General features: G+C 70.9%; 13 protein-coding genes and 1 pseudogene. 5 read left to right on the top strand and 9 right to left on the bottom strand.

Annotated elements, in window-relative coordinates:
• The 3 genes from thiL to apaG form a co-directional block, all read right to left on the bottom strand.
• A partial coding sequence (gene thiL / locus CON77_RS10840; RefSeq protein ID WP_101049163.1) for a thiamine-phosphate kinase occupies nucleotides 1-510 on the bottom strand: 510 nt, incomplete at its 3' end.
• A gap of 5 nt (nucleotides 511-515) precedes the next feature.
• The gene (tlpB, locus tag CON77_RS10835) at nucleotides 516-2,648 is read right to left on the bottom strand and encodes a transporter-like protein TlpB (protein ID WP_101049162.1); all 2,133 of its coding nucleotides are present in this window, start codon (nucleotides 2,646-2,648) and stop codon (nucleotides 516-518) included.
• Nucleotides 2,649-2,668: 20 nt separating this feature from the next.
• Complete coding sequence (gene apaG / locus CON77_RS10830) at nucleotides 2,669-3,058, bottom strand: Co2+/Mg2+ efflux facilitator ApaG/CorD (RefSeq protein ID WP_101049161.1); 390 nt, start codon at nucleotides 3,056-3,058, stop codon at nucleotides 2,669-2,671.
• A 130-nt stretch (nucleotides 3,059-3,188) separates the two neighbouring features.
• Here apaG and rpe point away from each other — a divergent pair, with 130 nt between their 5' ends.
• From rpe to CON77_RS10815, 3 genes and pseudogenes are all read left to right on the top strand, one after another.
• Entirely contained in the window at nucleotides 3,189-3,866 is a 678-nt protein-coding gene (rpe, locus tag CON77_RS10825) for a ribulose-phosphate 3-epimerase (RefSeq protein ID WP_101049160.1), read from the top strand.
• A 1,071-nt stretch (nucleotides 3,867-4,937) separates the two neighbouring features.
• A pseudogene (locus CON77_RS15820) lies at nucleotides 4,938-6,236 on the top strand (methyl-accepting chemotaxis protein); the annotation flags it as partial.
• A 152-nt stretch (nucleotides 6,237-6,388) separates the two neighbouring features.
• Complete coding sequence (locus tag CON77_RS10815; protein ID WP_101049158.1) at nucleotides 6,389-7,576, top strand: MFS transporter; 1,188 nt, start codon at nucleotides 6,389-6,391, stop codon at nucleotides 7,574-7,576.
• Here CON77_RS10815 and CON77_RS10810 read toward each other — a convergent pair.
• Nucleotides 7,485-8,972: a chloride channel protein gene (locus CON77_RS10810; RefSeq protein ID WP_101049157.1), complete on the bottom strand. Its 1,488-nt coding sequence runs from the start codon at nucleotides 8,970-8,972 to the stop codon at nucleotides 7,485-7,487. The genes CON77_RS10815 and CON77_RS10810 overlap by 92 nt on opposite strands.
• A gap of 100 nt (nucleotides 8,973-9,072) precedes the next feature.
• Here CON77_RS10810 and ssb point away from each other — a divergent pair, with 100 nt between their 5' ends.
• On the top strand, nucleotides 9,073-9,579 hold the full coding sequence (ssb, locus tag CON77_RS10805) for a single-stranded DNA-binding protein (protein WP_101049156.1): 507 nt from the start codon (nucleotides 9,073-9,075) through the stop codon (nucleotides 9,577-9,579).
• A 155-nt stretch (nucleotides 9,580-9,734) separates the two neighbouring features.
• Here ssb and CON77_RS10800 read toward each other — a convergent pair whose 3' ends face one another.
• The 5 genes from CON77_RS10800 to CON77_RS10780 form a co-directional block, all read right to left on the bottom strand.
• A complete protein-coding gene (locus CON77_RS10800; RefSeq protein WP_101049155.1) occupies nucleotides 9,735-10,781 on the bottom strand; it encodes a DMT family transporter in 1,047 nt (348 codons plus the stop codon).
• Nucleotides 10,782-10,791: 10 nt separating this feature from the next.
• Nucleotides 10,792-11,142, bottom strand: a complete 351-nt coding sequence (locus CON77_RS10795; RefSeq protein WP_101049154.1) for a DUF6488 family protein — start codon at nucleotides 11,140-11,142, stop codon at nucleotides 10,792-10,794.
• Nucleotides 11,143-11,177: 35 nt separating this feature from the next.
• A complete protein-coding gene (locus CON77_RS10790; protein ID WP_101049153.1) occupies nucleotides 11,178-11,966 on the bottom strand; it encodes a HupE/UreJ family protein in 789 nt (262 codons plus the stop codon).
• A gap of 193 nt (nucleotides 11,967-12,159) precedes the next feature.
• Nucleotides 12,160-12,513, bottom strand: coding sequence for a hypothetical protein (locus CON77_RS10785; RefSeq protein WP_101049152.1), 354 nt, complete (start codon nucleotides 12,511-12,513; stop codon nucleotides 12,160-12,162).
• A 115-nt stretch (nucleotides 12,514-12,628) separates the two neighbouring features.
• Nucleotides 12,629-13,105 carry an Lrp/AsnC ligand binding domain-containing protein gene (locus tag CON77_RS10780; protein WP_101049151.1) on the bottom strand — a complete coding sequence of 159 codons (477 nt, stop codon included), beginning with the start codon at nucleotides 13,103-13,105 and terminating at the stop codon, nucleotides 12,629-12,631.
• Nucleotides 13,106-13,206: 101 nt separating this feature from the next.
• Here CON77_RS10780 and CON77_RS10775 point away from each other — a divergent pair.
• A partial coding sequence (locus tag CON77_RS10775) for a proline dehydrogenase family protein (RefSeq protein ID WP_198552344.1) occupies nucleotides 13,207-15,228 on the top strand: 2,022 nt, incomplete at its 3' end.

The following is a 15,228-nucleotide window of genomic DNA, read 5'->3' as shown; positions in this document are numbered from 1 at the left end:
GCCGAGGAGGCCGGCCAGGGCCAGCCGGGCCTCGCCCAGGGTACCGCTGACGTAGACGTCGTCGCCCGCCCGCGCCGCGTCGCGTCGCGCGGCCAGGCCGGCCGGCACCTCGCCGAAGACGGTGATGCACAGGTTGAGCGGGCCCGCGGTGGTGTCGCCCCCCACCAGGGCGCAGCCGTGGGCGTCGGCCAAGGCCAGCAAGCCGCGCGCGAACGCGGCCAGCCAGGCGTCGTCGGCCCGGGGCAGGGCCAGCGCCAGGGTGAAGGCCAGCGGCCGGGCACCCATGGCGGCCAGGTCGCTCAGGTTCACCGCCAGGGCCTTGTGGCCCAGGGCCTCGGGGTCCACGTCGGGGAAGAAGTGGCGGCCGGCCACCAGCATGTCGGTGGACACGGCCAGCTGCATGCCGGGCGCGGGGGCCAGCAGGGCGCAGTCGTCGCCGTTGCCCAGGGCCACACCCGGGCGCGCCAGCGGGTGCTGGAAGTGCCGGCGGATCAGTTCGAATTCGCCCACGGCGCTCACTCCGGCGGGCGCCGTTCGATCTGCGCCAGGCGGTGGCCTGGCGCGTCGGGTGCGGCGGGTTCGTCGTCGGGCACCGGCGTTTCCGGGCCGGGGTCGGCCGGGGGGATGTCGGCGCCGGCGTCGGCGGCCTGGGCCTCGCGCGCGTCCAGGGGCCAGACGAAGCTGCGCGGGGCGCGCCGCAGCCGGTGGCGGATGGCCGCCTGGATGCGCTGGCGGTTCACGTCGCTCACGCCCTGGGCCTTGAGGGCCAAGCGGAAGGCCAGGTAAAAACTCACCGCGAGGTTGACCGGCCCCACCAGCAGGGTGGCCAGCAGCGCCGACCAGAACGCCCCCTCCAGCAGCACCGCCGGCCCCAGCGTGACCACGGCCGCGGCCATCTGCCCGGTGACCAGGGTGACGTGGCGCACCTCGCCGCCCAGGCCAAAGAAAGCGGCGACCGCGGGCACCAGGCCCAGCATCAGCCCGAGCGAGACGTTGGCCGTCAGGCCCGAAATGTGGGTGCGCAGGAAGCGGCCCCAGCGCTGCGCCCGCGCCGCGCCCAGGCGCCGGGTGAAGGCGGGATGGTGCTCGATGGCCGAGTCCAGCTTGTGCAGCACGAACCAGTTTTCCACCCAGCCGGCGACGATGCTGCTGGCAAACAGCAGCAGGCCGGTGCCGGCGGCGAACAGCAGCGTCGGGCCCAGCAGCTGGTGCGCGTCGAGCACGTGGCGGGCCTTGGCCTCGGTCAGCATAGGGGCGCCGGTGAGCGCCCACAGGGCCAGGCTCAGCCCCACCACCACCGGCACCACCGCCAGCAGGTTGCCGGCGATGGCCGCCACCTGCGAGCGAAACAGGTGCGCCACCTCGTCCACGAAGCGCAGCACCGACTCGCGGCTGTGCAGGTCCTTGAGCTTGGCCACCATGGCCGGCGCGGTCACCGCGGGCTGCTTGGTGGCCACGGTGAAGTGCAGCATCTGGATCAGCACGAAGGCGGCGGCGTAGTTCAGGCCCGCGGCCAGCCCGCCCCAGAACGCCGACAGCGCCACCCCGCCCAGCAGGAACTTGAACCAGGTGGTGAAACCCAGCACGGCCCCGCCGCCACCGGCGCGCAGCAGCATCAGGCGGTAGTCGGCCCAGTTGCGGGTGATGTAGTGTTCGCCGCTCTCGGCGCTGCGTTCGGCCACGCGCGCGGCGGTGAGCTGGGTGCTGTGGCCGATCAGCGCGCGGATGCTGCGGCTCTCGCGCCCGACCTGCACCAGCTGCCCCAGCAACTGCGCGGTGGCGCGCGGCCGCTGCGGCGCGTGCAGGCAGTCGAGCAGGGCCTTGGCGCGCAGCACGCGTTCGCGCAACTGGCGCAGGCGGAAGACCACGCCCACGGAAATGCCGTGCTCCTCCAGGTGGGCGTAGACGGTGTAGGCGGCGTGGCGCGCCTCGTCCAGCAGGTGGCGCAGCCGGGCCTCCTCGGCGCGGGCCGCGGCGCTGCCCACGCCCTGGGCCTGCACCGCCTGGCGGTGGGCCTCAAAGGCCATGCCCAGGCTCTGGAAGGTGCGCCCGGCGCGCGCCTCGGGCGACATGCGCACCCGCAGCTCGGGGGTGAAGCCGGCCGCGCTGATCTGGCCCACGCAAAAGGCCAGGGCGTCGGACAGGGTCTGCTCCCAGCCGCTCATCGCGGGGCCGGCCGCTTCCGCCGGGGCCGGGGGCGCGTCCAGCCAGTGCGCCAGGCGCTGCAACAGGCGCGGCGGCAAGGCGCGCAGCCAACGCCCGTCGTGCGGGTGCGAGAACAGCAGGCCGAACAGGTCGGCCATGTCGGTGGTCAAAGGCGAGGTCGGCAGCAACTTGCGCCGGATGCGGTGCCCCAACTCGGTCAGGAACACCGACTTGGAAGCGAAGCCGAAATCGGCCAGCAGCGGCGCCAGGTCCACCGTGTCACGGAACCGCTGCCACCACGCCCCCCAGCGCGCCGGCCAGTCGGGGGCGGCGTCGGCCGCGTCGAGCAGGGCCTCCACCCGCTTCAGGGTGGCCGGCACGTCGGCACTCGGGCCGCGCAGCCAATCGACCAGGCCGATCAGCCACAGGTGGCGCTCGGCCAGACCGGCGTCCGGGTCGAGCGCGGCCAGCCAATCGGCGGCGGTCTGGGGCGTCTGGGGCATGGGCCGGCTCGGTCGGGCGCTCAGTGGTAGTGGGCCCCGCCGTCCACGCCCTCGGCGCGCAGCACGAAGGGCGGCACCGGCGCCTCGAAGCGGTGGCCGTCCACCCCCACACAAAAGTAATGACCGCTCATGATGCCCATGGGCGTGCGCAGCGGCGCGCTGCTGGTGTAGCGGAACGACTCGCCCGGCTGCAGCAGCGGCTGCTGTCCGATCACACCCAGGCCGTCGACCACCTGGGTGTGGCCCTGGGCGTCCTCGATCTCCCAGTGGCGCGACACCAACTGCGCCGCGACCTGGCCGGTGTTGCTCACCGTGATGGTGTAGGCGAACACGTACTGGCCGGCCTCGGGCTCGGACTGCTCGGGCAGGTAGCGGGGCTGGACCTCGCAGGTGAACTGGTGTTTGGGCATGGTCACAATGGTAGCCGGGCCGCCGCCCGTCGGCCGAACACACTGTCGCCCCATCCACACTTTCCCTGACATAGAGGGGCGGGAAGTTTGGGCACAATCGGTTCTTTCACACTTTTGTCCCCCCGCGCCCATGAGCACGTACCGCATCGCCCCGTCCATCCTCTCGGCCGACTTCGCCCGCCTGGGCGAGGAGGTGCGCGACGTCATCGCCGCCGGCGCCGACTGGATCCATTTCGACGTGATGGACAACCACTACGTGCCCAACCTGACCTTCGGGCCCATGGTCTGCCAGGCGCTCAAGCCGCACGCCAAAAAGCCCGACGGCACGCCGGTGCCGATCGACGTGCACCTGATGATCCAGCCGGTGGACGCGCTGGCCGGTGCCTTCATCGACGCCGGGGCCGACCTGGTGAGCTTCCACCCAGACGCGAGTGCCCACGTGCACCGCAGCGTGCAGGCCATCAAGGCCAAAGGCTGCCAGGCCGGCCTGACCTTCAACCCGGCGCAGCCGCTGGACGTGCTCGACTGGGTCATCGACGACATCGACCTGATTCTGATCATGAGCGTCAACCCCGGTTTCGGCGGCCAGAGCTTCATCGACTCGGCCCTGCGCAAGATCGAACAGGCGCGCAAGCGCATCGAGGCCTCGGGCAAGGACATCCGGCTGGAGGTGGACGGCGGCATCAAGGCCGACAACATCCGCCGCGTGGCCGACGCCGGTGCCGACACCTTCGTCGCCGGCAGCGCCATCTTCGGCAAGCCCGACTACCGGGCCGTCATCGACCAGATGCGCGCCGCCCTGCGCTGAGCGAACACGATGAACGCCACCCCCCACACCTCCCGCCTGCTCGCGCCCGCCGTGGCGCTGATGCAGCGCCTGCCCATGTCGGTGAAAATGCTGGCCATGGCCGCCGTGCTGCTGCTGCCCCTGGCCTTCACCGGGGTGCAGCTGGGCCAGAACCTGTGGACCGAACGCAGCACCGCCCACCAGGAAATGGCCGGGCTGCGGGTGGTGCGTGGCATCGCCGACGTCAGCCGCCACCTGCTCGACCATCAGGGCCAGGCGCACCTGCTGCTGTCGGGCCAGACCAGCGCGCAGAGCGGCCTGGACGCCAGCGCCGCCGCCCTGCGCCAGGCCAGCGCCGGGCTGGACACCGCGGTGCGCGCCGCCAGCGCCCTGGGCCTGACCGAAGCCTGGGGGCCGCTGCAACGCGACCTGGGCGCCCTGGCCGGTGCGGTGTCGGCCACGGCCGACCGCGGTGCGCTCTACGACCGGCACACCGCCCTGCTCACCCGGCTGCAAAAATTCACCTCGCTGGCTGCGGAAACCTCCACCCTGCTGCTCGACCCCTACGCCGACACCTACTTTCTGATGGAAACGGTGGTCGGCCGCCTGCCGCCACTGCAGCAGGCCACGGCCCACCTGCGCAACGAAGGCAGCGCCCTGCTGGTGCGGCAGGCCACGGGCCTGAACGCCGACCTGATCAACGCCGCCGTGCGGCTGGGTGGCCAGAGCGGCGCCGTGCACGACCTGCTGGGCCTGGCCCAAGAACGGCTGGACTCCCTGCAACGCGCCGGTGAAGCCCTGCCCGAGGGCTGGGGCCGGCTGCAGCAGGCCACCGAAAGCTACGCCTCGGAAGTGGGCTCCACCATGGGCTCGGGCGCCCTCATGGCCGACCCGCAGCAGCACCACGGCCGCGGCAGCGAGGTGCTGCAGATCCAGCGCGACTTTGTCCAGGCGGCGTCGGCCCGCCTCGAAGCCCTGCTGCAGGCCCGCGCCGACGGCGCCGAGTACCGCCTCATGGGCGTGGTCGGCGGCGCGGTGCTGCTGTTGCTGCTGCTCGCCTACGGCATGGTGGCCTTCTACCACGCCACCCTGGACGGCCTGCGCCAGCTCGATGGCGTCATCGAACAGGCCACGCAGGGCGATCTCACGGGCGTCGTCCAAATCGCCGGCACCGACGAAATGGCCCAGATGGGGCGCAAATTCCAGGTCATGCTCAACAGCCTGTCGGCCCTGGTGGCCGACGTGCGCAGCGTCTCGGCGGTGCTGGGCCACATGGGGCAGCAACTGGTGTCCGACAGCTCCCAGCTCTCGGGCCGCACCCAATCGCAGGCCGCCGCGCTGGAACAGGCCAGCGCCAACGTGCGCGAAGCGGCCGAGACCGTGACCCGCAACAGCCAGAACGTGCAGGAGGTCAGTCGCGTCAGCGAACAGCTGCACCGCCAGACCGAAGAGGCCGGCGGCCTGATGCAGCAGACCGTCAGCGGCATGGGCACGCTGCAGTCCACCTCCAAGCGCATGAACGAGATCATCGGCGTGATCGACAGCATCGCCTTCCAGACCAACATCCTGGCGCTCAACGCCGCGGTGGAAGCGGCGCGCGCCGGCGAGGCCGGCCGCGGCTTCGCGGTGGTGGCCGCCGAGGTGCGCAGCCTGGCCCAGCGCAGCCAGTCGGCCGCCGGCGAGGTGCGCCAGCTCATCGCCGAATCCACCGGCCGGGTGCAGTCCTCGGTCACGCAGATCAACTCCGTCAACGGCGTCATGGACCAGCTGGTGCACGGCATCCGCGACATCGCCAACCGCATCGACGGCATGGCCGTGGCCAGCAACCAGCAGAGCGCCGCGCTCAAGGAAGTGGCCCAGGCCATGAACGAGATCGACAGCGTGACCTACGAAAACGCCGCCATGGTGGACCGCACCAGCGCGCGTTCGGCCGACCTGCTGGCGCACACCGACGACCTGGACCACGCCGTGCACCACATGCGGCTGACCCAGGGCACCGCCGACGTCGCCATGCAGCTGGCCCAGGACGCGCTGGCCCACATCCAGAGCCTGGGCTACGAACGGGCCTGCGAGGACTTCTACACCAAGCCGGGCCGCTTCATCGACCGCGACCTCTACGTCTTCGTGTTCGACCGCGACGGCGTGTACCGCGTGATGGGCGCCGACCGCGCCAAGACCGGCAGCCGCCTGCACGACGCGCCCGGCCTGGACGCCGACCAGCTGCTGCGCGACGCCTGGGACCGCGCCGACAACGGCGGCGGCTGGGTGGAGTACAACATCATCAACCCGGTGACGAAGGACGTGCGCGGCAAATCCTCCTTCGTGCTACCCATCAACGACCAGCTGCTGGTAGGCTGCGGCGCCTACCGCAGCGCCCTCAAATCGGCCTGAGTCTCCGGTCCGCCGGGGCCTCGCCCGCCCCCGCCGGGGTGGGGCCATCCGGCTTGCGCCACAATCCGGGTTTGCTCTGAACCTTCCGACTGGCCAGCCCGGGCCGGTCGGTCTTGCCCAAAGTGTCCGATACCCGCCCCCCCACCCACCGCATGACCCCCGGCGAGCGCCGCGCCAGCGTGTCGCTGGCGTCCATCTTCGCGCTGCGCATGCTCGGGCTGTTCCTGGTGCTGCCCGTGTTCGCGCTGGAAGCGGCGCGCTACCCCGGCGGCGACGACCCCTCCCGCGTCGGTCTGGCCATGGGCATCTACGGCCTGACCCAGGCGCTGTTGCAGATCCCGCTGGGCATGGCCTCGGACCGCTGGGGCCGCAAGCGCGTCATCCTGGCCGGGCTGGCGCTGTTCGCGCTGGGCAGCGCGGTGGCCGCCAGCGCCACCACGCTGGACCAGCTCACCCTGGGCCGCGCCCTGCAGGGGGCCGGCGCCATTTCGGCCGCCATCACCGCCTTCCTGGCCGACGTCACCCGCGACGAGGTGCGCACCAAGGCCATGGCGCTGGTGGGCATCAGCATCGCGCTGATGTTCGCGCTGTCGCTGGTGCTGGCGCCGGTGCTGGCGGCGCAGATTGGCCTGCACGGCCTGTTCTGGCTGACCACCGCGCTGGCGCTGACCGGCATGGCCGTGGTCGCCTGGGTGGTGCCGCCCGAACCCACGGAACAGCGCGACGCCGGCCGCCGCGGCCTGGCAGAGGTGCTGCGCCACGCCGGCCTGCTGCGACTGAACCTGGGCGTGTTCGTGTTGCACGCGGTGCAACTGGCCATGTGGATGGCGGTGCCCGCCCTGCTGGTGCAGGCGGGCCTCACCGCCGACCGGCACTGGGTGGTCTACCTGCTGGCGCTGGTGGGCTCCTTTCTGGTCATGGGCGGGGTGCTGTTCCGGCTGGAGCGCCAGGGCCACCTGCGGGCGGTGTTCCTGTTCGCCATCGGGCTGATCCTGCTGGTGCAGCTGGGCTTCTGGTACAGCGCCGGGCACACGCCTTCGGTCGCGGCGCTGGGCGTGGGCCTGTTCCTGTTCTTCCTGGGCTTCAACACGCTGGAGGCCAGCCAGCCCAGCCTGGCCTCGCGCCTGGCCCCGGTGCACGCGCGCGGCGCGGCGCTGGGCGTGTACAACACGCTGCAATCGGTTGGGTTTTTCGTGGGCGGGGCGGCCGGCGGCTGGCTGGTGCGCCACGTGGGCGCCCAGGGCCTGTTCATGGGGTGTGCGGCCCTGGCCCTGCTGTGGCTGGCGGTGGCGTGGCCGATGCAGGCGCCGCCCCCGGCAGCGGGCCGGCCGGCGCACTGACGCCCTCCGCGGGCTCGGCGGCGGCACCCGTCCGCACCGGTTCGGCGCCGGCCTCCGGCACCGGGGGGGTGCGCACCACCGCCGCCCACATCATTTCCGCCATGCTGCTGTAAAGCGGGCGACTCACCATCCGCGACAGCAAGCTGGCCACCAGGGCGCAGCCCATCAGGCTCAACACCATGCTGTGGCCGTCGGTCATCTCCATCACGATGATCATGGCGGTGATGGGCGTCTGCGTGACCGCTGCCAGAAAACCCGCCATGCCGATGGCGATGAGCGCCTGCACCTGCCGGGCGTCGGTGAGCCAGGCCACGTCGGCCCCCACCCCGGCGCCCAGCGACAGGCTGGGGCCGAACACCCCGCCCGGCACGCCCGACCACGCCGACCACCACGAGGCGACGAACTTCAGCCCCGAAAACAGGAAAGGCGTGTGCGCCTCCACCGAGTCCAAGGCCAGCAAGGCCTTGACGTGGTCGTGACCGCCGCCGTGCACGCTGCCCCCGGTGGCCACGCCGATCACCGCCACCCCCAGGCCACACAGGGCGGCAAAGCGCACCGGGTGGGCGCGGCGCAGGGCGCAAAACCGATCGGGCAGGCCGGTGAACGACACCAGCAGCAGGCGCGACAGCAGCCCCCCCATCAGGCCGCAAATCCCCGCGATCAGCAGCCCTGGCCAAAACAGGTCGGCCCAGGACACCACCTCGATGCGCACCCGGCCAAAGTAGGACAGGTTGCCGAACACCGACACCGACACCAGCCCCGAGACCACGATGGCCGCCAGCATCAGGCCGCTGCTGCGCTGCTCCAACCGGCGCGACAGCTCTTCAATGGCAAAGACGATGCCGCCCAGCGGCGTGTTGAACGCCGCCGCGATGCCGGCCGCGCCCCCGGCCACCAGCAGCTCGCGGTCGCTGATGGCCGTGTGGGGCGACAGGTAGCGCCGCGCGTGGTGCATGACCCCCGCGGCCACCTGCACCGACGGCCCCTGGCGCCCGATCGACAACCCCGCCAGCAGCCCGCCGGACACGCCCAGCACCTTGGCCGCCGACAGCCGCAGCGACACGAAGCGCCCGCGCTGCTCGCGCGGCAGCCGCGGCTCCAGGGCCACCAGGGTCTGGGGCACGCCCGAGCCGGCCGCCCCCGGCGCCCAGCGGCGCAGCAACCACACCACCGCGGCCGTCACGGCCGGCGTCCAGAGCAAAGGCGCCCACCAGTGGCGCCCCTGCCAGGTGGCGAACAAATCGAACGCCGCGTCCGACAGCCAGGTGAAGCCCACCACCGCCAAGCCCGCCAGCACGGCAAAACCGATGACCACCGCGCGGTCCAGCCAATGGCGGCCATCGGCCACCTCGCGGCGCAGGTGGGCCAGAAAATCGGGCTGGGACGGCCGGGACATGCCACCAGTGTAAAAGCCCGGCCCGCCAGGGCGCCGCCGCCGGGCAAATGTTGGACAATCCCGGTTCGTTCCACACCACGCTAGAGAGGATTTCCCCGCCATGGCATCCGTCAACAAAGTCATCCTGGTCGGCAACTGCGGCCGCGACCCCGAAATCCGTTACCTGCCCTCGGGCCAGGCCGTGGCGAACGTGAGCGTGGCCACCACCAGCCGCCGCAAAGACCGCAACAGCGGCGAGACGGTGGAAGACACCCAGTGGCACCGCGTGACTTTTTACGACCGTTTGGCCGAAATTGCCGGCGAATACGTGAAGAAGGGCCGTCCCATCTACGTGGAAGGCCGTCTCAAGTACGGCAAGTACACCGACCAGTCGGGCGTGGAGAAGAACACGGTGGACATCATCGCCACCGAGCTGCAGCTGCTGGGCGGCCGCGAAGGCATGGGTGGCCAGAACATGGACGAAGGCGGCGGTGGCGGCTACGCACCGCGCGCGGCCGCGCCCATGGCCCGCCCCGCCGCCCCGGCACCGCGCCCGGCCCCGCAGCGCCCGCCGGCCCCCGCGCCGAGCAGCGGCTTCGACGACATGGACGACGACATTCCGTTCTGAAGCAGCCCCGCCCGGGCCACTCGCCGGGGTGGAACTGGGCCACATTGAGCAAGGCCCATCCAGGGTCAGGCGTCGAAGGCCTTATCGCGCGAAGACGAGGGCTCGGCTGCGACCCGGCCTCTGGTTCGCCCTGAGCGCCTGGCAGCCGCCACGCCTCAGTGTCGGTGCCCGTGGTGCAGGTCCGGCACGTGTGGGTGGCGGTGAGCCATCGGCTCGTGCCGGTGCCAATGGCTGTGCGGGCCATCGGGCATCACCGCGTGCGTGTGGTTGTGATGGCCGTCGTCGTGGGTGTGGGCGTGTTCGTGCTCCAAGGCGTCGTGGGTGTGTGGGTGTTCGTGGTGCTCCGACAGGTGCAGCACCACGCCCCAGACCATCAACACCCCACCCAGCAGCAGCCAGACACCGACCGAGCGGTCGCCCAAGGCATAGGCACCCACGGCCCCGATGAAGGGCGCAAACGCGAACACCGAGCCGGTGCGCCCGGCACCGAACGCCCGCTGGGCCAGCAGGTAAAACCGCAGGCTCAACCCGTAACCACTGGCCCCCACCAGCAGCAACATGGCAACCGCCCATCCACCGGGCAGCGGCTCATGCCAGAGCCCAGCCAATGCCGTGGTGGCCAGCACGCCCAGCACCGCCTTGGCCAGCACCACCTGCCCCGGGTCGCGCTCGGCCACGGCGCGGGACAAGGTGTTGTCGATGCCCCAGGCGGCGGTGGCCAGCAGCACCGCCAGCAGGCCCCAGAGTTGCACCTGACCCGCCGAGCCCTGGTCCACGATCAGCGCCAGCCCCCCGGCCAGCAGCAGGGCCATGGCCAGCGCCACACGGCGGCCCATCGCCTCGCCGTACCAGCGCCAGGCCAGGACGGCGGTGAACACGGCCTCCAGCGTCAGCATGAGCGAGGCGCTGGAGCCGCTGGTGCGCTGCAGGCCCCAGGCCAGGGCCACCGGCCCCAGCACCGCGCCCATGAAGGCCATGGCCAGCAGCCGGCCCAGGTCGGCCCGCTGCAACTGGGCCTCGCGGGCGGCGGGCTGGCGCAGCAGCCAGGCCACCACCGCCGCGCCCGCGTACAGCAACGCCGCCGTGGTGAAAGGCCCCAGACCCACGCCCAAGCGTTGCACCAGGGGCGTGCTCAGGCCAAACAAAACCGCGGCCAGCAAGGCCAGCAGGCCGCCCTTCAACGCGGGGTTCAGCGCGCCCATCGGCCCACCCTTACTTGCCGGTGTGGTTGGCCGCGATGAAGTGGCCCGCCGGTGCGTAGAACAGGTAGAGGCTTTGTTTGGATTTGTCGGCCGCTGCGGGATTCTGGTAGGTCAGCTTCCACTCCTTGCCTTTTTTGCCGTCCACCTGCTCCAGGGTGGCGTGCGACACTTTGGCCCAGGAGGCGTCCAACTTGCCCGCCTTCACCAGCGCATCGCGGCGCTGGTTGGCGCAGTCGATGACCACGGCTTCGGCCACGGGTTTGTTGCCGTGGAAATGGCAGCTGCCGCCTTCACCGGCATGCACTTGGGGGACAAAAGCCAGGGCAGACAAGACGCTGGCGGCAATGACACAGGTTTTCATGGTGCGAGTCCTTTCCGTTTGAAACTGGGGGGAGATCAAAGTTCGTTGCGACTGGCATCGGTCGCGTTGTCGCTGTCCATGTCCTCATGGGCATGGCGGTGCTCGGCCGCCGGGAAGCGGAAGCTGTCGGGCGCCGTGTCGTGCTGGAAGCCGTGCAACTGCATGAACAGCAGGTACACGCCGGCGTAGAACAGCCCCAGGTTGGCCATGTAGCCAATGCGCTGGAAAGTGGGCCGGTGGCGCCAGAACGCCAGCACCGCCACCATCACCACCAGCGCGGCGATCTGGCCCAGCTCCACCCCGACGTTGAAGCTCAGGATGCGCCAGAGCATGGCGACCGGGTCGTCGCCCAGCGGCAGCTGCTGCAGGCGGGTGGACAAGCCAAAGCCATGCAGCAAACCGAAACCGAACACCGCCATCAGCAGGTTGGGCGACTTCATGTCGAAATGCTTCTGGAAACCGCCGTTGTTGTCGAAGGCCTTGTACATCACGCTCAGCGCGATGATGGCGTCGATCAGGTAGTAGTTCCAAGTGATTTTGAAGTAGGTCGCGAAGATCAGCGTGATGCAGTGGCCCAGGGTGAACACGGTCACGAACTTGGCCACGTCCTTGAAGGTGCGGAGGAAAAACACCACCCCGAACAGGAACAGCAGGTGGTCGTAACCGGTCAGCATGTGGCTGGCGCCCAGCTCCACGTAGTGCAGGTAGCCGGCTTGCAGCATGCGCACCCGGTCGGCTTCGGAAATGCCATGCGCCATGGCGATGAAGGGAACGGCGAGCAGCAGCAGGAATGCCGCCGCGCGCCTCAGAGGAAGGTGTCTCATGGAACTGCAGAATGTGGGGTTCAGAGGTCTGGCTGCGGCCCGTTCCGCAGCCCGAATGGGGAGGGAAACAGGTGCAGCCAGCAGGGCCGTCCCGGCCTCCCGGTGATGGAGACCCGAACGGCGCAAGACACAGCGGGTTGGCCGCATCGGCACACCCACCAGGCGCCAACCTGGGGTTGGGCAGCCCGAGCGCTCAGGCGCAAGTTTGGGGCGGGCGCAGCGGGCTGTCCAGCCAGACACTGCTCCATGCCGAAGGGCGCGCCACCGGCGGCGCCACGGGCGGCACAACAGCGACAAGCCCGATAGACGCGGGCAACAGACCCGCCGGCTGCACCGCCTCGTGGGCGTGGTGGTGCCTCTGGCTGTCGACCGAATCGTCCACATGCAGCGACGCGTCGGCGTGGTGGTGGTGATCGACCGCCTGGGCGTGGACCAGCCGGTTCGTCAGGTCCTGTGCCTGTTGCGCCTGTCCTGGGGGAGTCAACCACGCCAGGGCCTGCCACAGCAGGACACACATCAGCAGGACGGCGCGGGTGCTCCGGGTCATGGAAAGGTTCTGACAAAGCCACGAAGGTCGACGGTGGCGAATTTTACCCAGCCCGGCCCGCAAAACAGCACCGTTCCCGGGACGGGGGCGTGCGGTGCAGCCCCGGCCCGCCGCCTCACAGCAGGTGCAGCTGGGTGGTGTTCTTCACCTCTTCCATCACCGCGTAGGTGCGGGTTTCGCGCACGCCGGGCAGCTGCCACAGCACCGAGCCGGCGAAGGCGCGGTAGGCGTTCATGTCGGCCGAGCGGGTCTTGAGCAGGTAGTCGAAACCGCCGGCCACCATGTGGCACTCCAGGATGTCGGGCTGCACCTGCACCGCGGCCTTGAACTGGTCGAACACATTGGGCGTGGTGCGGTCCAGCAGCACCTCGACGAACACCGTCATGCCCGCGCCCAGTTTCAGCGGGTTGAGCCGCGCCTCGTAGCCCAGGATGTAGCCCTCGCGCGTGAGGCGCTGCACCCGCGCCAGCACGGCGGTGGGCGACAGGGCCACGGCCTCGGCCAGCTTCAGGTTGCTCAGGCGGCCGTCGCGCTGCAACAGGTCGAGCAGGCGCAGGTCGATCCGATCCAGGTCGGTGAGGGACGAGGGCATGGTGGAAAACTCGGTTAAACCCAATAAAAACCGAATTTTATTCGGCATTGTCTGCGGCATCATGGCGCCATTCACTGCATCCGCCGGACCGGAGACACACCATGAACGCCCCTGCTCCCTTTGCCGCCCCCGCCGCCGACCTGCCCCTGTACGCCGAGGGTCCCTTGCAGCGCGACGCGCTGCGCAGCGCCATTTCGGCCGCCTGCCGCCTGCCGGAAGCGCAGGCCGTGGCCGCCCTGCTGCCGCAAGCCACCTTGCCGCCGGGATTGGCCGCGTCCTCGCAGGCGCTGGCGCAACGCATCGCCCGGCGCCTGCGCGAACGCAAGCACGACGGCGGCCGCTCGGGCCTGGTGCAGGGCCTGCTGCAGGAGTACGCGCTGTCCTCGCAGGAAGGGGTGGCCCTGATGTGCCTGGCCGAGGCCCTGCTGCGCATCCCCGACGCCGACACCCGCGACGCCCTGATCCGCGACAAGATCAGCCACGGCAACTGGCACCCGCACCTGGGCCAGAGCCCCTCGCTGTTCGTCAACGCCGCCACCTGGGGCCTGCTGCTGACGGGCAAGCTGGTGGCCACCCACAGCGAAGCCGGCCTGGGCAACACCCTGGGCGGCCTGATCCGCAAGGGCGGTGAGCCGCTGATCCGCAAGGCCGTGGACATGGCCATGCGCGTGATGGGCGAGCAGTTCGTGACCGGTGAAACCATCGAAGGGGCGCTGGCCCACGCCCGCCCCCGCGAGGCGCAGGGCTTCCGCTATTCCTACGACATGCTGGGCGAAGCCGCGCTGACCGCCGACGACGCCGAACGCTACCTGGCCTCGTACGAGGCGGCCATCCACGCCATCGGGCGCGCGGCCGCGGGCCGGGGCGTGTACGAAGGGCCGGGCATTTCCATCAAGCTCTCGGCGCTGCACCCGCGCTACAGCCGCGCCCAGTACACCCGCGTGATGGAGGAGCTGTACCCGGTGCTGCTGCGCCTGGCCAAGCTGGCGCGCCATTACGACATCGGCCTGAACATCGACGCCGAGGAGGCCGACCGGCTGGAGCTGTCGCTGGACCTGCTGGAGCGCCTGTGCTTCGCGCCCGAGCTGGTGGGTTTCCAGGGCATCGGCTTCGTCATCCAGGCCTACCAGAAGCGTTGCCCGCACGTGATCGACTGGGTGATCGACCTGGCCCGCCGCAGCGGCCACCGCCTGATGGTGCGGCTGGTCAAAGGCGCCTACTGGGACAGCGAGGTCAAGCGCGCCCAGATTGACGGCCAGGCCGACTACCCGGTCTACACCCGCAAGGCGCACACCGACGTGTCCTACCTGGCCTGCGCGCGCCGGCTACTGGCCGCGCCGGACGCGGTCTACCCGCAGTTTGCCACCCACAACGCCCACACCCTGGCCGCCATCCACGAGCTGGCCGACCCGGCGCGCTACACCCCGGGCCAGTACGAATTCCAATGCCTGCACGGCATGGGCGAGCCCTTGTACGAGCAGGTGGTGGGCACGCCCACCGAGGGCCAGTTGGGCCGGCCCTGCCGCATCTACGCCCCGGTGGGCACGCACGAAACCCTGCTGGCCTACCTGGTGCGGCGCCTGCTGGAAAACGGGGCCAACACCTCCTTCGTCAACCGCGTGGCCGACGCCAGCCTCCCGATCGAAACCCTGGTGGAAGACCCGGTGGCCACCGTGGCGAACCAAGGCGTGGCCGAGGGTGCCGTGGGCCTGCCGCACCCGGCGATCGCCCTGCCGCAGGCCCTGTACCGGCCGGTGCGCACCAACTCGGGCGGGCTGGATCTGGCCGACGAAGCGACCCTGGCCGGCCTGGGCGAGGCGCTGCGGGCCGGTGCCGCCCACACCTGGAACGCAGAGCCCCTGCTGGCGCGCGACGGCCTGCCCGCGGGTGAGGCCCTGCCCGTGCTCAACCCCGCCGACCACCGCGACCGCGTGGGCCGCAGCAACATGCTGCTGCTGGACGGCGACGGTCGGGTCATCGCCAGTGCCGACGGGCACTGGATCGCCCGCGGCGCCACGGTGCCCCTCAACCCGGACGGCCAGCCGCGCCCCATGCTCTGCGCCGGCCGCGAGTACCTGGTGGCCACCCGCGCCACCCAGGGCTACCAGGGTTACCCGGGCCCG

This window comes from Macromonas nakdongensis, assembly GCF_002837145.1.
GTDB lineage: Bacteria > Pseudomonadota > Gammaproteobacteria > Burkholderiales > Burkholderiaceae_C > Macromonas_B > Macromonas_B nakdongensis.
Note: the sequence above shows the minus strand (reverse complement) of the source record. Positions and strands in the feature narration are given on the sequence as shown.

Coding starts and splice junctions, on each gene's coding strand:
- tlpB (WP_101049162.1), bottom strand. CDS start 2,648: ATGCCCCAGACGCCCCAGACCGCCGCCGATTGGCTGGCCGCGCTCGAC.
- apaG (WP_101049161.1), bottom strand. CDS start 3,058: ATGCCCAAACACCAGTTCACCTGCGAGGTCCAGCCCCGCTACCTGCCC.
- rpe (WP_101049160.1), top strand. CDS start 3,189: ATGAGCACGTACCGCATCGCCCCGTCCATCCTCTCGGCCGACTTCGCC.
- CON77_RS10815 (WP_101049158.1), top strand. CDS start 6,389: ATGACCCCCGGCGAGCGCCGCGCCAGCGTGTCGCTGGCGTCCATCTTC.
- CON77_RS10810 (WP_101049157.1), bottom strand. CDS start 8,972: ATGTCCCGGCCGTCCCAGCCCGATTTTCTGGCCCACCTGCGCCGCGAG.
- ssb (WP_101049156.1), top strand. CDS start 9,073: ATGGCATCCGTCAACAAAGTCATCCTGGTCGGCAACTGCGGCCGCGAC.
- CON77_RS10800 (WP_101049155.1), bottom strand. CDS start 10,781: ATGGGCGCGCTGAACCCCGCGTTGAAGGGCGGCCTGCTGGCCTTGCTG.
- CON77_RS10795 (WP_101049154.1), bottom strand. CDS start 11,142: ATGAAAACCTGTGTCATTGCCGCCAGCGTCTTGTCTGCCCTGGCTTTT.
- CON77_RS10790 (WP_101049153.1), bottom strand. CDS start 11,966: ATGAGACACCTTCCTCTGAGGCGCGCGGCGGCATTCCTGCTGCTGCTC.
- CON77_RS10785 (WP_101049152.1), bottom strand. CDS start 12,513: ATGACCCGGAGCACCCGCGCCGTCCTGCTGATGTGTGTCCTGCTGTGG.
- CON77_RS10780 (WP_101049151.1), bottom strand. CDS start 13,105: ATGCCCTCGTCCCTCACCGACCTGGATCGGATCGACCTGCGCCTGCTC.